Here is a 16,335-nt window from a genome sequence, read left to right on the forward strand (position 1 = left end):
GGGCATATCCACAATGATGAATTTTGTTTGGTTACTGGCGGTTGAAGCTGCAGAAGAAAGCGGCGGGTTATTTGATCTAGACGCAACGCTGCCGTTGATGGCGGTGCAGTTTGTGCTGCTGGCGGTGGCGCTGAATGCAATTTTTTACAAGCCGCTAGGTAAGGTGCTCGACGAGCGAGATGGTTACATCAGTTCTAATCAGGTCGACGCTGCCGAGCGTTTGGCCAAGGCTGAGAAGATTGCCAAGCAGTATGAGCAAGAATTGGCCGATAGCCGTCGCCAAGCTCAAGCGGTGATTGCTGGTGCCCAGGAAGAAGCGCAGAAGATTGCAGCTCAAACCGTTGCCGCCGCTCAGCAAGAGGCTCAGGCCCAGCGAGAGCAGGTGCAGCGAGAGCTGGATGAGCAAAAGAGCCAGGCCCTGTCTACTTTGGAGCAGCAGGTCGATGGTTTGAGCCAGCAGATCTTAGACAAGTTGCTGGGATCTCTAGCGGCCTAGGTGATTGGTGAATAGCTGGTTTCGCCCACTCAGGGCTGCCCGCGTCGTTGACGGAAAGTAGGGATATGACTATTGGTTGGTTACTAGCGGCAGAAGGTGGGGTTGGTCTGGATTTCAACATTCTAGAAACCAACCTGATTAATCTGGTCATTATTATTGGCGTGCTGTACTACTTTGGCGGCAAATTTTTAGGCAAAACTCTGTCGACGCGTCAGGCAGACATTGCTGCAGCTATTACTGAAGCGGAGCAGCGTAAGCAATCGGCTGCTGCCGCTCTGGCAGAGCAGCAGCAGAAGCTGGCCCAAGCCCAAGAAGAGGCCAAAAAGATATTGGCTGACGCTCAGCTCACAGCGGAGCGAGCTCGTGAATCTATTTTGGCGCAGTCTCAAATCGATGTTGAGCGGATGCGGGCAAGTGCTGCTCAAGACCTCTCATCTCAGGAATCTAGGGTGATGCGGGAGCTCCAGCAGCGTATTGCTGCCCTAGCAGTTGAGCGCAGTGAAGCCAACTTGCCCGGCCAGCTAAACGATGATTTGCAGCGACGACTGGTTGATTCCAGCATCGCTCTGCTTAAAGGAGAGTAGCTATGAATGACTCAACACTCAGTTCTGAAATCTCTAGTCCCTACGCCAAGGCTCTGATGTCGGTGGCCAATGACCACAATGCGGTGGATCAGGTGGGGGGCGAAGTGGCCGAGCTACTCGAAGTCTTGGCCAGCTCTGATGAGCTAGCCCGCTTTTTGGCCAACCCGCTGATGTCTGCCGACGCCAAGAAGGGTGTATTGCGCCAGGTCGCCGAAGGTAAGGTGAGCGATTTTTTGCTGAATTTCCTGCTGCTGCTGGTTGACCGAGGTCGGGTTGCGTTTCTAAAGCCGGTGCTAGAGCAGTATCAGGCTCTGCTGAGGGAGCAAAATCAAACGGTTTTAGCCGAAGTCATTGCTGCCGTTGAGCTGACTGATGAGCAGAAAGACGCCATTCGCGATCGCGTCAAAACCATGACTGGTGCCCACAACGTCGACCTGTCGGTTCAGCTCGATCCATCCCTACTCGGTGGCTTAGTGATCAAGGTGGGTTCTCAGGTGGTTGATGCTAGCCTGCGGGGGCAGCTTCGCCGCATTGGTATGCAGTTGGCGACCACTGCCTAGTAACAATAGGCTGGCCCCATAGCTGGGCAGTTTCTCTGATTTTTTCGTGTTTATGTAGGTTTATCCAGAGCGAGTCCTATGGTTAGTATCAGACCTGACGAAATTAGCAGCATCATTAAGCAGCAGATCGAGCAGTACAACCAGGAGGTCAAAGTCTCCAACATTGGTACTGTGTTGCAGGTGGGTGATGGTATCGCCCGCATCTACGGTCTCGAAACCGCCATGTCCGGCGAGCTGCTGGAGTTTGAAGACGGCACCGTGGGCATTGCCCTCAACCTAGAAGAAGACAACGTGGGTGCGGTGCTGATGGGCGACGGCATTAATATTAGAGAGGGTAGTGCGGTTACCGCTACCGGCAAGATTGCGTCAGTGCCCGTAGGTGAGGCTATGTTGGGCCGCGTGGTCGACGCTTTGGGTCGCCCTATTGACGGTAAGGGTGACATTCAAACTACCGAATCCCGCCTGATTGAGTCTCCTGCTCCTGGCATTATTGCCCGTAAGTCGGTGTACGAGCCGATGCAGACCGGCATTACCGCCATTGACGCCATGATTCCTATCGGTCGGGGCCAGCGCGAGCTGATCATTGGTGACCGCCAGACTGGTAAGACGGCGATCGCCATTGACACCATCCTCAATCAAAAGTCTGAGGATGTGGTCTGCGTTTATGTAGCGATTGGTCAAAAGGCCTCTTCGGTGGCTCAGATTGTGGACGTACTGCGCGATCGCGGTGCTCTTGACTACACCATTGTGGTTACTGCTAGCGCCAACGACCCCGCTCCGCTCCAGTACCTGGCTCCCTACACAGGCGCCAGCCTGGCTGAGTACTTTATGTACAAAGGCAAAGCTACCCTGATCATCTACGACGACTTGACCAAGCAGGCCCAAGCCTACCGCCAGATGTCGCTGCTGCTGCGTCGTCCTCCTGGGCGTGAAGCCTACCCTGGTGATGTGTTCTACCTGCACTCTCGCCTCCTGGAGCGAGCCGCTAAGCTCAGCCCCGAACTGGGCGAAGGCAGCATGACCGCCCTGCCCGTGATTGAGACCCAGGCCGGTGACGTATCTGCCTACATTCCCACCAACGTGATCTCGATCACCGACGGTCAGATCTTCTTGTCCTCTGACCTGTTTAACTCAGGTCTGCGCCCCGCTATCAACGCCGGTATCTCGGTATCTCGGGTAGGGTCTGCGGCTCAGATCAAGGCCATGAAGCAGGTCGCCGGTAAGGTGAAGCTGGAACTGGCCCAGTTTGACGAACTGCAGGCCTTCTCCCAGTTCGCTTCTGACCTGGATGCCGCCACCCAGAAACAGCTAGCTCGTGGGCAGCGTCTGCGGGAACTGCTGAAGCAGCCCCAGTACTCTCCCATTCCGGTGGAAGAGCAGGTAGCGATTATCTACGCTGGCATTAATGGCTTTATGGATGAGGTGCCAGTCGATCAAGTGGTGGCCTTTTCTAAGGCGCTGCGCGACTACATTCGCAACAACAAGCCCAAGTTTGCGGAACTGGTCCGTAGCGAGAAGAAGCTTGGTGATGAAAGCGAAACCCTTCTGAAAGAAGCGATCGCTGAAGCTAAGCAAGCCTTTTTGGCGGCAGTCTAAACTTCTGTTCTAGCCGAGGCGTTGACTATTTCAGCGTCTCGGTTTTCGACGACCCCTTAGGGATCCACTATGCCTAACCTAAAAGCGATTCGAGACCGCATTAAGTCTGTAAAAAATACTCGCAAGATCACCGAGGCCATGCGTCTAGTGGCTGCTGCCAAGGTGCGTCGTGCCCAGGAGCAGGTGATTGCTACCCGTCCTTTTGCCGATCGCCTAGCCCAGGTTCTCTACGGCTTGCAAAGCCGCCTCAAGTTTGAGGAAGCCGACCTACCTCTGCTCAAGCAGCGGGAGGTGAAGACCGTGGCCCTGCTGGTCATCTCTGGCGATCGCGGCCTATGTGGTGGCTATAACGCCAACGTCATTCGCCGGGCCGAGATTCGTGCTCAAGAACTAGCGGCGGAGGGTGTTGACTACCGCCTCATTTTGGTGGGGCGTAAAGCTAGTCAGTATTTTAAGCGCCGAGAGCAGCCCATCGAAGCTAGCTTCACAGGCATGGAGCAGATTCCCACAGCGGATGAAGCTTCCACCATTGCCGATGAACTACTGTCGCTATTTTTGTCAGACGAGGTTGACCGGGTAGAGCTGATCTACACCCGTTTTGTCTCTCTGGTCAGCTCACGTCCGGTCATTCAAACGCTGCTGCCCCTCGATCCTCAGGGTTTAGAAGTGTCTGATGACGAAATTTTCCGACTCACCACACGAGGGGGTGTCTTCCAGGTGGAGCGCGAGAAAGTAGCTGGGCCAACTCCGGCAGAGTTTCCCCAGGATATGATTTTTGAGCAAGACCCGGTGCAAATTCTTGACGCTTTGCTGCCGCTGTATCTAAATAACCAGATTCTGCGCGCTCTGCAAGAGTCTGCGGCCAGCGAGCTAGCGGCTCGGATGACCGCAATGAACAATGCCAGCGACAACGCGAAGGAACTGGCCAAGACCCTTAACCTGACCTATAACAAGGCGCGACAGGCCGCCATTACCCAGGAAATTCTGGAAGTGGTGGCTGGGGCAAACTCTCTCTAGTTGTGTAGTCTGTCCACTGGTATAGCCGATCGCTGGCCTGTAGACTTCACTAATGCCGATGCGCGATTAAACTGCTATCGCTGCGACGCCCTACCCAGTGGCGGTGGTCATATGGCCACCGCTACTGTTTTTGATAGGTGCTTAGCCGCCGCACAGGTGCCCAAGGTTAATGGTGCGTCCATCGGAGTAGGTGATGTAGCAGGTGGCATTGGGCGCGGCGGTGGGCTGGGGTCGTGCGATGGTCGTTGCTGTTTGAGTCCTGGATGTTGCTCGGGGGGTACTTAGTGGCAGCGAGTCAGCTCTGGAGACGTGATCCTCGGCCTTGGCCATGGGGTTACTGGTGTAGCCACAGTTGGGAATTTCGGCAAAGACGGTGCCGCTAGCGGCGTACTGGGTGAACTGATAGCGCCACTTAACCAGCTCTTGGCGGTGGTCTGCAGTGATCGTGTTGGAGGCCATCAGCTGACTTGAGAGGGCTACGGCACCCTGCCAATCTTGGAGGCAGATAGCCGTTTTAAGATCGGCTTTAATCTGCTCAGTCTGGGCATGGGCCGCTTGGGCCGCGGCAGTAGCAGCCTGGGCTGCTGCAGTTTCCGAGGGCTTTGGCCCCTGGTAGGGGGCAAAGCCCTCACAGTTGGGAATATGGTCGAAATAGGTGCCTCCGGCGGCGTACTGAGAAAACCGATGCCGCCAGGTGACTAGCTCTTGCCGATGCTCGGGAGTTATGGTGCTGGACGCCATCAGACGACTCGAAAAGGCGATCGCCTTTTGCCAGTCTTGCTCACAGATGGCTGCCTTGAGGTCGGTTTTAATTTGGTTGTCAGAAATCACGGTGGTCGCTTTGGCGGCGGTGCCGTAGCCGGTTACCGCCAGCAGCGAGGCGCAGGTCAAAATTGGGGTACTTCTCATCGGGTGCTCTAAACCGTTCACGCTTTTGGTTGTTACGCATGGAGCGGGAACAAATCCGGTTAGTTTTACGACATGTCACGCCTATGGATCATCTGGTCGACCCCTTCAGTTACCGCTGGTGGTGCGCCCTGAAGCTGGCGGTGCATGGTGGTAATAATGTCTGCGGGTACTTGACGCGATCGTTCCCGGTTTCGCTCTAGCGCCACCCGCAGGGGCACATCAAACCAAACTAGGGTGATATAGGTAAACCCGACCTGACGAGCGGCGGCGATCGTCTCCCGTCGGTGCCTGCGCCGGGCATTGGTAGCGTCGTAGATGACACCATCTAAATTGCCTTGGGAGATTGCCGTTACCCCTAGCCGCCACCGGGCCACAACGGTCTCCCATATCTGTCGCCAGTCGCCCTGCACAGCGTCATTGCCGTAGACCTCAGCACGAATCGCGTCAGTGGAGACAATCTGATAGCGGTGATTGGATGACACCCAGCCTTTGGCCCATGTCGATTTGCCGCTGCCAGGAATGCCGACAAGCATTAGCAGAGGGATGGCAACATCAGCGCTAGGCTGATTTCCCCTCACTGTCTAGATAATCATGCCGTCGGGAATCACTGCCCCCTTCAGCACTACTACAATACCGCTGCGGATGTAGAAGCCTAGGTCTTCGCGTTCGGCTTCCTGCACATTTTCTTTATTCACAATCTGCACATTGCGGCCAATGCGGGCATTTTTGTCGATGATGGCGCGGCGAATGACCGAACCCTCGCCAATGCCCATGGGAATTTTGCTGCGGGTCAGGTTCTGACTGCTCTCCGACAGCGGCTCGTAGTAATCAGCCCCCATTAGCAGCGAATCTTCGATTACACAGTCAGCATTGATACGCTGGCGCAGACCAATCACCGAATGGTGAACGCGACAGTTTTTGAGAATGCAGCCCTCGGTAATGCTTGACTCGGTGACATGACAGTCTTGCAGTTTGTTGGGCGGCAGGTAGCGAGCGCGAGTGTAGATGGGTGCGTCTTCGTGGTAAAAGCTGAAGTCAGGGTGGGGCTGCTGGGTTAGAGCTAAATTGGCCTCATAAAAGGCCTCAATGGTGCCGATATCTTCCCAGTAGCCGTCAAACAAGTAAGCCTGTACGTTGTAGTCACGGGCTGAGGCAGGAATAATTTCCTTGCCAAAGTCGGTTTGGTCGAGGTTTTTGCGTAATAGGTCAATGAGAACCTGCTTTTTAAATACATAAATGCCCATTGAGGCAATAAAAGGTTGCTCTTTGGCTTGCTCTGGGCTCAGCCCGAGGGATGTAGTGTCAACCTTCATGGCTTCTAGGGCGTCGCCTTTGGGTTTTTCGCTAAAGTCAACGACGCGGCCGCTGCTATCGACCTTCATGAGCCCAAAGTCTGACGCTTGCTTATGGCCAATAGGCACCACCGACAGGGTAATGTCGGCATTGGTGGCCCGGTGGCGTTGAACAAACAGACTGTAGTCCATGCGGTAGAGGTGATCGCCCGAAAGGATGATGAAGTCCTCTACATTCCAAGAGTCAAACAGCCAGAGGTATTTGCGCACGGCGTCAGCTGTGCCCTGAAACCAGCTAGGGCTCTCGGGCGTCTGCTGAGCTGCCAGTACCTCCACAAAGCCTTCGGTAAATTGTGAAAACTGGTAGGCGCGACCAATGTGCCGATTCAACGAGGCGGAGTTGAACTGGGTCAGCACATATATTTTATGGATCTCAGAGTTGATGCAGTTGCTGACAGGGATATCAATTAAGCGGTACTTGCCAGCCAGGGAAACCGCTGGCTTGGCCCGAAACTTCGTTAATGGGTAAAGGCGAGTGCCGGCACCGCCGCCTAAGATTATGGCTAGAACTGATTTCACAAGTTTCCCTCGATAAGCCACAGACGCTGGCTTGTTTTACGCCATTTTTATTCAACATTTACAGTTTGAGGCCGAGGGTACCGGTTGACAAGGGGTCTTTGGGAAGATTGTGATGGAATGTGACCTGCAACACGATAGTGGTTTTTAGATGATCCCTATAGGGTGCGCTTAGTCTTGGTGTAGGAACATTGCCGGGGTGAGGGTTAGCAGGTTGTAAACTTGGCGAGATGAACGTTCCAGCGTTAGAACGTTCATCTCGCCAAGTTTTTATCAAGACTGTGATCGACGGTCGAACCAAGGCGATCGTGATGGTATTAGTGTTGTTTTCTGGAAACGTATTGGTGAAGAAAGCGCAGTGCGCAGCCGGTTCATCGATATTTAGGAACCGGGTATCGACGTAGCCGTTGAGGGTTGACCATGGGCACAGTTGCTCTACACCCTTGGTGTGAGGTGAGAGACTTTGCCACCGCAAATCCACAGCAGCACTCAGCAAATGAAGCGCCACCCCTTGCCACGGCAGTACGCTTGAATTAGTATTGGTGCATGTGTACTTGTGGGTACAACCGTTCCCACCCCGGTGAGACGCACTTCCACAACACTACTGCCCTGTATTGTCAAAAGAGTGTCCTATGACCACGACTACCGCCCCCCGCAGCCGCGCCACTGGTGCGGCTCGGTCTTCGGCCAAGGCTCGCGGCACACAGCCGACCGCCACTGCCCCAGTGCTCGCCCTCGATGCTGGCAATTACGACCTCAAGTTTTTCGCTGGCAGCGGTCACCCCAAGGCGATTCGCTCCGTGCGTTACCAGCTGCCCCAGGGGCGCGACGCCGTTAGTTTTTCCGAGGCCTCTCCCCTGATTGAGCTGCCTGATGGCCGCCGCTACCACTTTGGCGCCCAGGCCTATAAATACCGTCGCCAACAGCAAACCGTGATCGAGAATAAGGTCGAGCTGGCCAAGCTGCACCTCTACGCCTGCCTAGAGCCTCTGCCTGGTGACGTGGCCGACTATACCCTCAACCTCCATGTCTCCACCCCCGATCCCGCCCGCAACGGTGAAGACATTCGCCGGCAACTGCTTGGCATCCACGAATTCATCCGCAATGAAACTCCGTTTCGGATCAATGTGGAATCGGTAGAAGTGGGCCGCGAGGGTATGGGCGCTTACCACTACGCCAAGGCCCAGGGCATCATTCCTGGCCAGGGGTATACCATTGTGGTCGATATCGGCGGTGGTACCTGGCTCACTCGCCTGGTGGATGCCGACGGCGAAGTGATCGATGAAAACATCATGGATCGTGGTGGCACCTACGAATTGGCCACCGCCATCAGCTTTGACCATCGCCTCACCGATCTTCTGGGCAGCAGCGCCGACCCCTGCATCGTTATGGATGGTTTTCGCATTGATCATGTCTACGCCGACACTGGGCTGGCCTGGGCTGACTGGCTCGATGAGTACCTCGACCCCTGGTTTAAGGGAATTTTTCAAACCGTAAAGGCCCAGTACACCCCCTATATGCCCCGCGTTACTAGGTTTTTGGTGACCGGTGGTGGCTCGCATCTGATTGCCGATCGCCTGCAGGGACATGACCTATTCGCTGTCATGGGTGACCCTCAGTTTGCCAACGTTCGCGGCCTGTTTTTGATGACTGGGGATACCCAACTATGTATGACCACCAAGTAAAGTCGAGTACAACCCGGCAAGACAATAAAGTGCGCCTCAGTCAGGACGTGCTCGAAAAAGCCGATCGCATTGCTGCCGAGTGGGGTCTCAAAAACACCCGCGCTGCGGTTGAAGCGGTCTTTCGCCGCTACTGCGATGACTATTTATACGGCCGTCCATTGGACGTGAACGATAGCAGGGGCGTTCAAGACTCTGCCCGACTCAGCCATCGTGAAGCGCAACCTGCCGATGCCCGGCGATCGCCCACTACCTCTCCCCGCTGCGAAGCGCTAGATGCGCTAGACCAGCTGCTGGCGCTTTGAGGCTGTTGCCAAGTGTGCGGTGGCCATTGCGCTTAAAACCCTTGCTCCTAAACGGATTGAGTATTGTGAGGGTGCAATGCTATAGCCCACGGGGTCGCGGTTCTTTAACGACAATTGCCACCATTCAAATTACAGTGAACTCAATCTACAGAGGTCATTCAAGGCAGCTCCATGGGTCAAGAGATTGAGCGCAAGTTTTTGGTGGTGGGCAATGCCTGGCGTGAACAGTCTAAGGGCGAGGTGATTTGTCAGGGCTACATCCCTACCCAGGATGCGCGCACGGTGCGGGTGCGGCGTGTGGGCGATCGCGCCTACCTCACCCTCAAAGGCCCTGCTGTGGGCTTAGTGCGCCCCGAGTTCGAGTATCCCATTCCGGTTGACGATGCCCAGGCCATCCTCGACATCCTCTGCCAGCCGCCGCTGATTGAAAAGACTCGATACCGCCTCCCTCAGGACGACATCGTTTGGGAAATCGATGAATTTTGGGGCGACAACGAAGGCCTGGTCATGGCTGAGGTGGAGCTGACCGATGCCGATCAGGCGGTCGATTTGCCCGATTGGATTGGTGAGGAAGTTAGCGGGGATACTCGATATCACAACTCCAACCTGGCCCGCAATCCCTTCAAAGCCTGGGGATAACTGGTTTTAGCTGTAGCCTTGTTAGCAGCGCTAGGAGGCTTTAGGTACTCCTGCGCGATGGTTGCTGTGCCGCCGCCTCTACTTTTGTCTGGCTTTCTTAATCTCAAAGGAGATAGTGTCTGCTTTGCTGGCTTTGGGCTGTTGAGTTGGCGAGAGTGACTCAAGCTGTGGGGAGGGCAGGGGCGTCTCTTGGGGCTTTGGGGCCGTAGTGTCGAGTTTAGACCGCGATCGGTTAACCCGATAGGACGAGTTGGATGCGATCGCTAGGCCGACGCCACCCAAGATCGTGAGCGGCATCGATAGCTCTGGGCTGCTCAGCCAGGGCAGTTGACCAAGCCATTGGGCGGTTTCAGCAGCAAAGAAGAGCAGCAAAAAGGAGACGATCCAGAGCTTCATGGAAGGGGTTGTTGACGACGCCTGGGGAGGGGCGGCACACGGTCAGCCAGCGCACTGTCTCCTTAACCAAGTTCAGGCTGTCACGATTATGGCTCAATCTCTAGGGAATGCCGCCTCTAATTGCAGGAGCCTGTAGTAGGTAAAAATAGTGGGCAGAAATCGCTAGCCCGTCTCCCCTCGCTCCTCTATGGAATGTCTCAGTAGGATTGATCCCCATGAGGAAGCACTTAGAGAATCCGACAACTTTCTTAAGAAAGCCGCGATCGCCCGGCCAGTATCCCCAAAATGGGCCTAGCACAAGGCTTAGACGCGGTATCGGGCTGACTGATTTAAGGGGCGATCGCCGCTAAATCTGCCCAACTTTGGTATCCAGCCGACTTTTCGTTGGGGAAGGGTATGTCAGAATGTAAGCGGTTTTTTGCCAACTCACCCAAGCTCTTGGAGTAGGCAGTCGAAATGAATTCTGTAGACATGCTTTATCAATACGCCTGGCTGATTCCGGTGTTGCCTCTGATTGGGGCGACTATCGTCGGTGTAGGGTTAATTTCCTACGGCGAAGCCACCAGCAAGCTACGGCAGCCCTCGGCGGCGCTGATCGTCTCCCTCACCGGGGCGGCGATGGTGCTGTCATTTTTAATTTTTTGGAGCCAGTGGCAGGGGCACGCCCCCTACCAGGCCATGTTTGAATGGGCCTCGGCAGGCGACTTCCGCATCGAGATGGGTTATACCATCGACCACTTGGCATCACTCATGCTCGTCGTGGTCACTACCGTTGCCTTTCTGGTGATGATCTACACCGACGGCTACATGGCCCACGACCCTGGCTATGTACGGTTTTATGCCTATCTGAGCCTGTTTAGCTCCTCCATGCTGGGTCTGGTGATCAGCCCCAACCTGCTCCAGGTCTACGTGTTTTGGGAGCTGGTGGGTATGTGTTCGTACCTGCTGATCGGCTTTTGGTACAACCGCAAGCCCGCAGCCGATGCCTGTCAAAAGGCCTTTGTCACCAACCGCGTCGGCGACTTTGGCCTGCTGCTGGGCATCCTCGGGCTGTTTTGGGCCACCGGCAGCTTTGACTTTGAAATCATGGGTGAACGGCTTACCGGCATGGTAGGTTTGGCCACCCTGCCCGCTAGCGTCGCCGCCATCTTCGCCATTCTGGTGTTCCTCGGGCCCGTGGCCAAGTCGGCCCAGTTTCCCCTCCACGTGTGGCTACCTGACGCCATGGAAGGCCCTACTCCGATCTCCGCGCTGATTCACGCGGCGACGATGGTGGCAGCAGGGGTGTTCCTGGTGGCCCGCATGTACCCCGTGTTTGAGCACATCCCCACGGTAATGACCGTGATTGCCTACACCGGGGCATTTACTGCTTTCATGGGCGCGACCATCGCCATCACCCAAAACGACATCAAGAAAGGGTTGGCCTTTTCCACCATGTCGCAGCTGGGCTATATGGTCATGGCCATGGGTGTCGGGGCTTATAGCGCTGGTCTGTTTCACCTGATGACCCACGCCTACTTCAAGGCCATGCTGTTTCTCGGCTCTGGCTCTGTCATCCACGGCATGGAGGCGGTCGTGGGCCATGACCCGGTGCTGGCCCAGGATATGCGCCTGATGGGCGGCCTGCGGAAGTATATGCCCGTTACCGCCTACACTTTTTTGATCGGTACCCTAGCGATCTGCGGCATTCCTCCCTTTGCGGGTTTCTGGTCTAAGGATGAGATTCTAGGTGCGACTTTTGCGGCAAACCCAGCTCTCTGGGCCGTGGGCTGGCTGACGGCGGGAATCACCGCCTTCTACATGTTCCGCATGTACCTCTCTACCTTTGAGGGTGAGTTTCGCGGCAACGACGAAGGCATTCGCCGTGATCTGAAGCGGGCACAGCTCCAAAAAATGGGTGCCTCCCTTGGCCCCGGCGCGATGAACCCTCAGGAACTGACCTTAGATGCCCCCCATGATGACCACGGGCACCACGCCCATGAGCCTCACGAGTCGCCCTTGTCCATGATCTTTCCGCTGATGGCGCTGGCGGTGCCCTCGGTGCTGGTAGGTCTGCTGGGTACGCCCTTCGCCAACTATTTTGAGGCCTTCATCCATCCTCCGGGTGAAGTGGTGGAGGCGCTAGAGACGGCGGCAGCCTTTGACTGGAACGAGTTTGCGCTCATGGCGGGCAGTTCTGTGGCGATCGCCACTGTCGGCATCATCATCTCCGTGTTGATGTATCGCACCAAGACGATTGACCCGAAGGCGATCGCTGCTAAAGTTCCTTTCCTCTACAACCTCTCGCTCAACAAGTGGTATATCGACGACATCTACGAGGTGCTCTTTGTCCAGGGCAGCCGCAAGCTGGCCAAACAGGTGCTGGAAGTCGATATCCGCATTGTCGACGGCATCGTCAACTTGGCGGGCCTAGTCACCTTGGTGACCGGCGAAGGACTCAAGTACCTGGAGAATGGCCGCGCCCAGTTCTACGCGCTGATTGTGTTTGGCGCGGTGCTGGGGCTAGTGCTGCTGTCGGGTGTGACTTAGAGGTTTGAAGGTTGTTAGGTTAGCAGGCTCTAACTTGTTAACCTGCCAGCGTTCCCACCCCTGCCTACTCACCACCGTCTCAATTGCCCCAATATCCTGCCCTTCTAGCAGAACGCGACGAGAAACGACGATATGGACCTCGCGACTTTTCCCTGGCTGACTACCGTTACGCTGCTGCCGCTGGTGGCCTGCATAGCCATACCGTTTCTGCCCGACGACAACGGCAAGACGGTGCGCTGGTATGCCCTGTCGGTGGGGCTGATCGACTTTGTGCTGATTGTGGCGGCCTTTTACCTCAACTACGACTTCAGCAATCCTGGCCTACAACTAGTCGAGAGCTACACCTGGGTGCCGCAGCTCGATCTCAAGTGGTCGCTGGGGGTCGATGGTCTGTCAATGCCGCTGGTGCTGCTGACCGGGTTCATCACCACCCTGGCGGCCCTGGCAGCCTGGCCGGTAACGCTAAAGCCGAAGTTTTTCTATTTTTTGCTGCTGGCCATGTATAGTGGCCAGATCGGCGTGTTTGCCGTACAGGATATGCTGCTGTTCTTCCTGTTTTGGGAATTAGAGCTGATTCCGGTGTATCTGTTGCTGTCGATCTGGGGTGGCAAGAAGCGGCTCTACGCGGCGACCAAGTTTATTCTCTACACGGCGGGTGGGTCGCTGTTTATTTTGGTGGCGGCGTTGGCAATGGCCTTCTACGGCGACACCATCACCTTTGACATGCGAGCGCTGGCGGAGAAGGTTTATCCGCTACGGCTGCAGCTGTTGCTGTACGGTGCGTTTTTGATTGCCTACGCCGTCAAACTGCCGATTATTCCGCTGCACACCTGGCTGCCCGATGCCCATGGCGAGGCCACGGCCCCGGTACACATGTTGCTGGCGGGCATTCTGCTCAAAATGGGCGGCTATGCGCTAGTTCGCATGAATTTGGGCATGCTGCCCGACGCCCACACCTACTTTGCGCCGATTCTGGTTATCTTGGGCTGCGTGAATATTGTTTATGCGGCACTGACTTCCTTTGCCCAGCGCAATCTCAAGCGCAAGATTGCCTACTCGTCGATCTCCCACATGGGTTTTGTGTTGATTGGGATTGCTTCGTTTACCAACTTGGGGCTGAGCGGCGCGGTGCTGCAAATGATCTCCCACGGGTTGATTGGGGCTAGCCTGTTCTTTTTGGTGGGGGCCACCTACGATCGCACTCACACACTGATTTTGGATGAGATGGGTGGTGTGGGCAAAAAGATGCCGAGGATCTTTGCCATGTTCACTGCCTGCTCGCTGGCGTCGCTGGCGCTGCCAGGCATGAGTGGTTTTGTGGCCGAGTTGATGGTGTTTGTGGGCTTTGCCACCAGCGATGCCTACAGTTTTACCTTTAGGCTGATTACGGTCATCTTCATGGCGATCGGCGTAATTCTTACTCCGATCTATCTGTTGTCGATGCTGCGGGAGATTTTCTACGGCCCTGAAAACAAAGAACTGATCGAAAACGAGGTGCTAGCCGATGCCGAACCCCGCGAGGTGTTTATCATCGCCTGCCTGCTCGTGCCGATTATCGGCTTTGGTTTCTACCCCAAGATGTTGACCCAGATTTACGACGCTACCACTCAAAAGCTGACAGCGCGGCTGGGGGATGTGTTTATCGCTAGCGAAGCGGTAACCGAAGGCTCAGCCCCGATCGCCGCCCTACCGGTGCTCAAAGCTCCGTCGGTGAGCCAGTAAATCGGGGTTAGTTTGCCACGACAGAACGTACAAGTCATCTTTTGACCTGTGCGTTTTGTCATTTGTGAGCAGGGATGGTCATGTTTTGCAGATAGACCTGGGGACCGAGGCGCTCTAGCTCCTCTTGTTTAGCCAAGACGGCCTGGTTTAGATCTTTGCGGTACTGGGCAATGCGATCGAGGAGGACGGGGCGATCGGTGGCTAATATCTGTACTGCCAGCAGTCCGGCATTTTTGGCATTGCCAATGGCCACAGTGGCGACCGGAATACCCGCTGGCATTTGCACAATCGAGTAAAGCGAGTCGAGCCCCTGCATGGTTTTGCTCACCACGGGCACGCCGATCACCGGCAGGGGGGTGAGGGCGGCGACCATGCCGGGCAGATGGGCTGCCCCTCCTGCGCCAGCAATGATTACCTTAAGGCCGCGATCGCGGGCAGTTTGGGCATAGGTCACCATGCGTTCGGGGGTGCGGTGGGCCGACACGATGGCCACCTCGTGGGCAATACCAAACTCGCTGCAAACTTCGATCGCCGCCGCCATAGTGGGCAGGTCAGAGTCGCTGCCCATGATGATGCCGACTTCAGGGCCACTGTCAGAGAGGGTCATAGCCTCAACCACCGCTAGATTTTGCTTTCCCATCATGCCACCCGCAGGCTTCGGTGGGGGTCGTTGCCTCTAGCAAGGAAAGATTGAGTTTCGTTGCGGGTGGGTTTGGCGCAGCAAAACATCATAGAATTTTACAGAAGTTAGCAAAGCTAAGCACCTGACCATGACTGCCACTGACGACAAGACCGTAGTTCGCGAGTATTTCAATGCCACGGGGTTTGACCGCTGGCAGCGCATCTACGGCGATGGCGAGGTCAACAAGGTGCAACTCGACATTCGTAAGGGGCACCAGCGCACGGTTGACACCCTGCTGGGCTGGCTAGAGGCCGATGGCAACCTGGCTGGGCTGACCTGCTGCGACGCGGGCTGTGGGGTTGGCAGTCTGACCATTCCCCTTGCGCAAGCAGGGGCTAAGGTCTATGCCAGTGATATCTCTGCCAAGATGGTCGAAGAGGCCCATCGCCGAGCCGAGGTTGCCCTAGAGGGCAAAAACTTGCCCACCTTTGAGGTCAAAGACCTGGAGCATTTGTCGGGGCGCTACCACACGGTGATTTGTCTAGATGTGCTGATTCACTATCCCCAAGACCAGGTGCAGGGCATGATCAGTCACCTGAGCTCTCTGGCGGAGTCGCGGCTGATTATGAGCTTTGCCCCTAAGACGGTGTTTTACAGCGCCCTGAAAAAGGTCGGTGAGTTTTTTCCTGGCCCTAGCAAAACGACCCGCGCCTACCTGCACCGGGAAGCTGACATTGTCAAAGCGCTGGAGGCCGATGGCTGGCGCATCGAGCGGCGGGCGATGACGAAAACTCAGTTTTACTTCTCGCGCATGCTAGAAGCGGTTAGAGATTAGCTTGGCGAAATAGTTGGGGTCAGCCCGGGGTGGCCCCAGGGTTTGACCGGGGATATTGCAGTAACAGCGCAATGGATGACCATGGGGATAGAGCAAGTTTTTATAGCGATCGCAGCGCTGTTGGGCGGCACTGCAGTGGCCGCTGGGGCCTTTGCAACCCACGCTCTCAAGGCTCAGCTCAGCGATCGCCTGCTGGCCATTTTTGAGACGGGTGCTCGCTACCAGATGTATCACGCCTTGGCGCTGCTGCTGGTGGTGGTAATTCGCAGTCAGGGGCTGGGGGCACCGGCGCTGCTCACGACGGCGGGGTGGGCTTTTGTGGCCGGAGTCGCGGTGTTTTCGGGTAGCCTCTACGCCCTGGCCCTGACCGGGCAAAACATATTGGGGGCGGTGGCACCCCTGGGCGGTGCGGCGCTGATGTTGGGCTGGGGCTGCGTAGCAGTAGCCGCTTTGGTAGGGCACGGAGAAGCCTAGACCTGGCTGGCCGGTTTAGGCTACAGAGAATGAACTGGTATTTCCCTCGGTTCTGTTTCCCAGTTGGCCCTGTCTGCTAGAAGTGACAGGTTATGATGCCT

The 16,335-nt window shown here is 56.0% G+C and carries 16 protein-coding genes and 1 pseudogene; 12 read left to right on the top strand and 5 right to left on the bottom strand.

From position 1 onward, the window contains the following. The first annotated feature begins 13 nt into the window (after positions 1-13). From AC0QKW_RS20495 to AC0QKW_RS20515, 5 genes are all read left to right on the top strand, one after another. Positions 14-496: a F0F1 ATP synthase subunit B' gene (locus AC0QKW_RS20495; RefSeq protein WP_473152940.1), complete on the top strand. Its 483-nt coding sequence runs from the start codon at positions 14-16 to the stop codon at positions 494-496. Positions 497-561: 65 nt separating this feature from the next. Then, positions 562-1,080: a F0F1 ATP synthase subunit B gene (locus AC0QKW_RS20500; RefSeq protein ID WP_473152941.1), complete on the top strand. Its 519-nt coding sequence runs from the start codon at positions 562-564 to the stop codon at positions 1,078-1,080. A gap of 2 nt (positions 1,081-1,082) precedes the next feature. Next, positions 1,083-1,640, top strand: a complete 558-nt coding sequence (gene atpH, locus AC0QKW_RS20505; protein ID WP_473152942.1) for an ATP synthase F1 subunit delta — start codon at positions 1,083-1,085, stop codon at positions 1,638-1,640. A 78-nt stretch (positions 1,641-1,718) separates the two neighbouring features. Next, a complete protein-coding gene (atpA, locus tag AC0QKW_RS20510; protein WP_473152943.1) occupies positions 1,719-3,236 on the top strand; it encodes a F0F1 ATP synthase subunit alpha in 1,518 nt (505 codons plus the stop codon). 69 nt (positions 3,237-3,305) lie between these two features. Continuing rightward, positions 3,306-4,253 (top strand): F0F1 ATP synthase subunit gamma, encoded by a 948-nt coding sequence (locus AC0QKW_RS20515; protein ID WP_473152944.1) that lies wholly within the window; start codon positions 3,306-3,308, stop codon positions 4,251-4,253. Positions 4,254-4,394: 141 nt separating this feature from the next. Here AC0QKW_RS20515 and AC0QKW_RS20520 read toward each other — a convergent pair whose 3' ends face one another. The 3 genes from AC0QKW_RS20520 to AC0QKW_RS20530 form a co-directional block, all read right to left on the bottom strand. Beyond that, on the bottom strand, positions 4,395-5,162 hold the full coding sequence (locus tag AC0QKW_RS20520) for a hypothetical protein (RefSeq protein ID WP_473152945.1): 768 nt from the start codon (positions 5,160-5,162) through the stop codon (positions 4,395-4,397). 65 nt (positions 5,163-5,227) lie between these two features. Next, positions 5,228-5,695 (bottom strand): AAA family ATPase, encoded by a 468-nt coding sequence (locus AC0QKW_RS20525; protein WP_473152946.1) that lies wholly within the window; start codon positions 5,693-5,695, stop codon positions 5,228-5,230. A gap of 48 nt (positions 5,696-5,743) precedes the next feature. Beyond that, on the bottom strand, positions 5,744-7,033 hold the full coding sequence (locus AC0QKW_RS20530; protein WP_473152947.1) for a glucose-1-phosphate adenylyltransferase: 1,290 nt from the start codon (positions 7,031-7,033) through the stop codon (positions 5,744-5,746). A 629-nt stretch (positions 7,034-7,662) separates the two neighbouring features. On the opposite strand from AC0QKW_RS20530, the gene AC0QKW_RS20535 reads away from it, so the two are divergent. From AC0QKW_RS20535 to AC0QKW_RS20545, 3 genes are all read left to right on the top strand, one after another. After that, positions 7,663-8,715 carry a ParM/StbA family protein gene (locus tag AC0QKW_RS20535; RefSeq protein WP_473152948.1) on the top strand — a complete coding sequence of 351 codons (1,053 nt, stop codon included), beginning with the start codon at positions 7,663-7,665 and terminating at the stop codon, positions 8,713-8,715. After that, the gene (locus AC0QKW_RS20540; RefSeq protein ID WP_473152949.1) at positions 8,697-9,017 is read left to right on the top strand and encodes a hypothetical protein; all 321 of its coding nucleotides are present in this window, start codon (positions 8,697-8,699) and stop codon (positions 9,015-9,017) included. Before AC0QKW_RS20535 ends, AC0QKW_RS20540 begins: the two co-directional genes overlap by 19 nt. Before the next feature lie 171 nt (positions 9,018-9,188). Next, the gene (locus AC0QKW_RS20545; RefSeq protein WP_473152950.1) at positions 9,189-9,656 is read left to right on the top strand and encodes a CYTH domain-containing protein; all 468 of its coding nucleotides are present in this window, start codon (positions 9,189-9,191) and stop codon (positions 9,654-9,656) included. A gap of 78 nt (positions 9,657-9,734) precedes the next feature. Here the strand turns inward: AC0QKW_RS20545 and AC0QKW_RS20550 are convergent, their stop codons facing one another. Continuing rightward, the gene (locus AC0QKW_RS20550) at positions 9,735-10,052 is read right to left on the bottom strand and encodes a hypothetical protein (RefSeq protein ID WP_473152951.1); all 318 of its coding nucleotides are present in this window, start codon (positions 10,050-10,052) and stop codon (positions 9,735-9,737) included. A 456-nt stretch (positions 10,053-10,508) separates the two neighbouring features. Between AC0QKW_RS20550 and AC0QKW_RS20555 the strand changes: the two genes are divergently transcribed. Together AC0QKW_RS20555 and AC0QKW_RS20560 are read left to right on the top strand one after the other, a co-directional pair. Then, a complete protein-coding gene (locus tag AC0QKW_RS20555) occupies positions 10,509-12,581 on the top strand; it encodes an NAD(P)H-quinone oxidoreductase subunit 5 (protein ID WP_473152952.1) in 2,073 nt (690 codons plus the stop codon). Between the two features lie 132 nt (positions 12,582-12,713). Continuing rightward, positions 12,714-14,216, top strand: a pseudogene (locus AC0QKW_RS20560) (NAD(P)H-quinone oxidoreductase subunit 4); the annotation flags it as partial. A gap of 145 nt (positions 14,217-14,361) precedes the next feature. Here AC0QKW_RS20560 and purE read toward each other — a convergent pair. After that, positions 14,362-14,910, bottom strand: a complete 549-nt coding sequence (gene purE / locus AC0QKW_RS20565; protein WP_473152953.1) for a 5-(carboxyamino)imidazole ribonucleotide mutase — start codon at positions 14,908-14,910, stop codon at positions 14,362-14,364. Between the two features lie 163 nt (positions 14,911-15,073). On the opposite strand from purE, the gene bchM reads away from it, so the two are divergent. Together bchM and AC0QKW_RS20575 are read left to right on the top strand one after the other, a co-directional pair. Next, a complete protein-coding gene (gene bchM, locus AC0QKW_RS20570) occupies positions 15,074-15,760 on the top strand; it encodes a magnesium protoporphyrin IX methyltransferase (protein ID WP_473152954.1) in 687 nt (228 codons plus the stop codon). 81 nt (positions 15,761-15,841) lie between these two features. Continuing rightward, entirely contained in the window at positions 15,842-16,234 is a 393-nt protein-coding gene (locus tag AC0QKW_RS20575) for a DUF423 domain-containing protein (protein ID WP_473152955.1), read from the top strand. The last annotated feature ends 101 nt before the right edge of the window (positions 16,235-16,335 follow it).

The sequence above is a fragment of the Pseudanabaena sp. PCC 9330 genome (assembly GCF_055795045.1).

What these genes read in the sequence shown, in the direction of transcription:
- bchM (WP_473152954.1), top strand. Translation starts at nt 15,074, where the DNA reads ATGACTGCCACTGACGACAAGACCGTAGTTCGCGAGTATTTCAATGCC.
- purE (WP_473152953.1), bottom strand. Translation starts at nt 14,910, where the DNA reads ATGACCCTCTCTGACAGTGGCCCTGAAGTCGGCATCATCATGGGCAGC.
- AC0QKW_RS20545 (WP_473152950.1), top strand. Translation starts at nt 9,189, where the DNA reads ATGGGTCAAGAGATTGAGCGCAAGTTTTTGGTGGTGGGCAATGCCTGG.
- atpH (WP_473152942.1), top strand. Translation starts at nt 1,083, where the DNA reads ATGAATGACTCAACACTCAGTTCTGAAATCTCTAGTCCCTACGCCAAG.
- AC0QKW_RS20515 (WP_473152944.1), top strand. Translation starts at nt 3,306, where the DNA reads ATGCCTAACCTAAAAGCGATTCGAGACCGCATTAAGTCTGTAAAAAAT.
- AC0QKW_RS20540 (WP_473152949.1), top strand. Translation starts at nt 8,697, where the DNA reads ATGTATGACCACCAAGTAAAGTCGAGTACAACCCGGCAAGACAATAAA.
- AC0QKW_RS20575 (WP_473152955.1), top strand. Translation starts at nt 15,842, where the DNA reads ATGGGGATAGAGCAAGTTTTTATAGCGATCGCAGCGCTGTTGGGCGGC.
- atpA (WP_473152943.1), top strand. Translation starts at nt 1,719, where the DNA reads ATGGTTAGTATCAGACCTGACGAAATTAGCAGCATCATTAAGCAGCAG.
- AC0QKW_RS20535 (WP_473152948.1), top strand. Translation starts at nt 7,663, where the DNA reads ATGACCACGACTACCGCCCCCCGCAGCCGCGCCACTGGTGCGGCTCGG.
- AC0QKW_RS20495 (WP_473152940.1), top strand. Translation starts at nt 14, where the DNA reads ATGATGAATTTTGTTTGGTTACTGGCGGTTGAAGCTGCAGAAGAAAGC.
- AC0QKW_RS20550 (WP_473152951.1), bottom strand. Translation starts at nt 10,052, where the DNA reads ATGAAGCTCTGGATCGTCTCCTTTTTGCTGCTCTTCTTTGCTGCTGAA.
- AC0QKW_RS20525 (WP_473152946.1), bottom strand. Translation starts at nt 5,695, where the DNA reads ATGCTTGTCGGCATTCCTGGCAGCGGCAAATCGACATGGGCCAAAGGC.
- AC0QKW_RS20500 (WP_473152941.1), top strand. Translation starts at nt 562, where the DNA reads ATGACTATTGGTTGGTTACTAGCGGCAGAAGGTGGGGTTGGTCTGGAT.
- AC0QKW_RS20555 (WP_473152952.1), top strand. Translation starts at nt 10,509, where the DNA reads ATGAATTCTGTAGACATGCTTTATCAATACGCCTGGCTGATTCCGGTG.
- AC0QKW_RS20520 (WP_473152945.1), bottom strand. Translation starts at nt 5,162, where the DNA reads ATGAGAAGTACCCCAATTTTGACCTGCGCCTCGCTGCTGGCGGTAACC.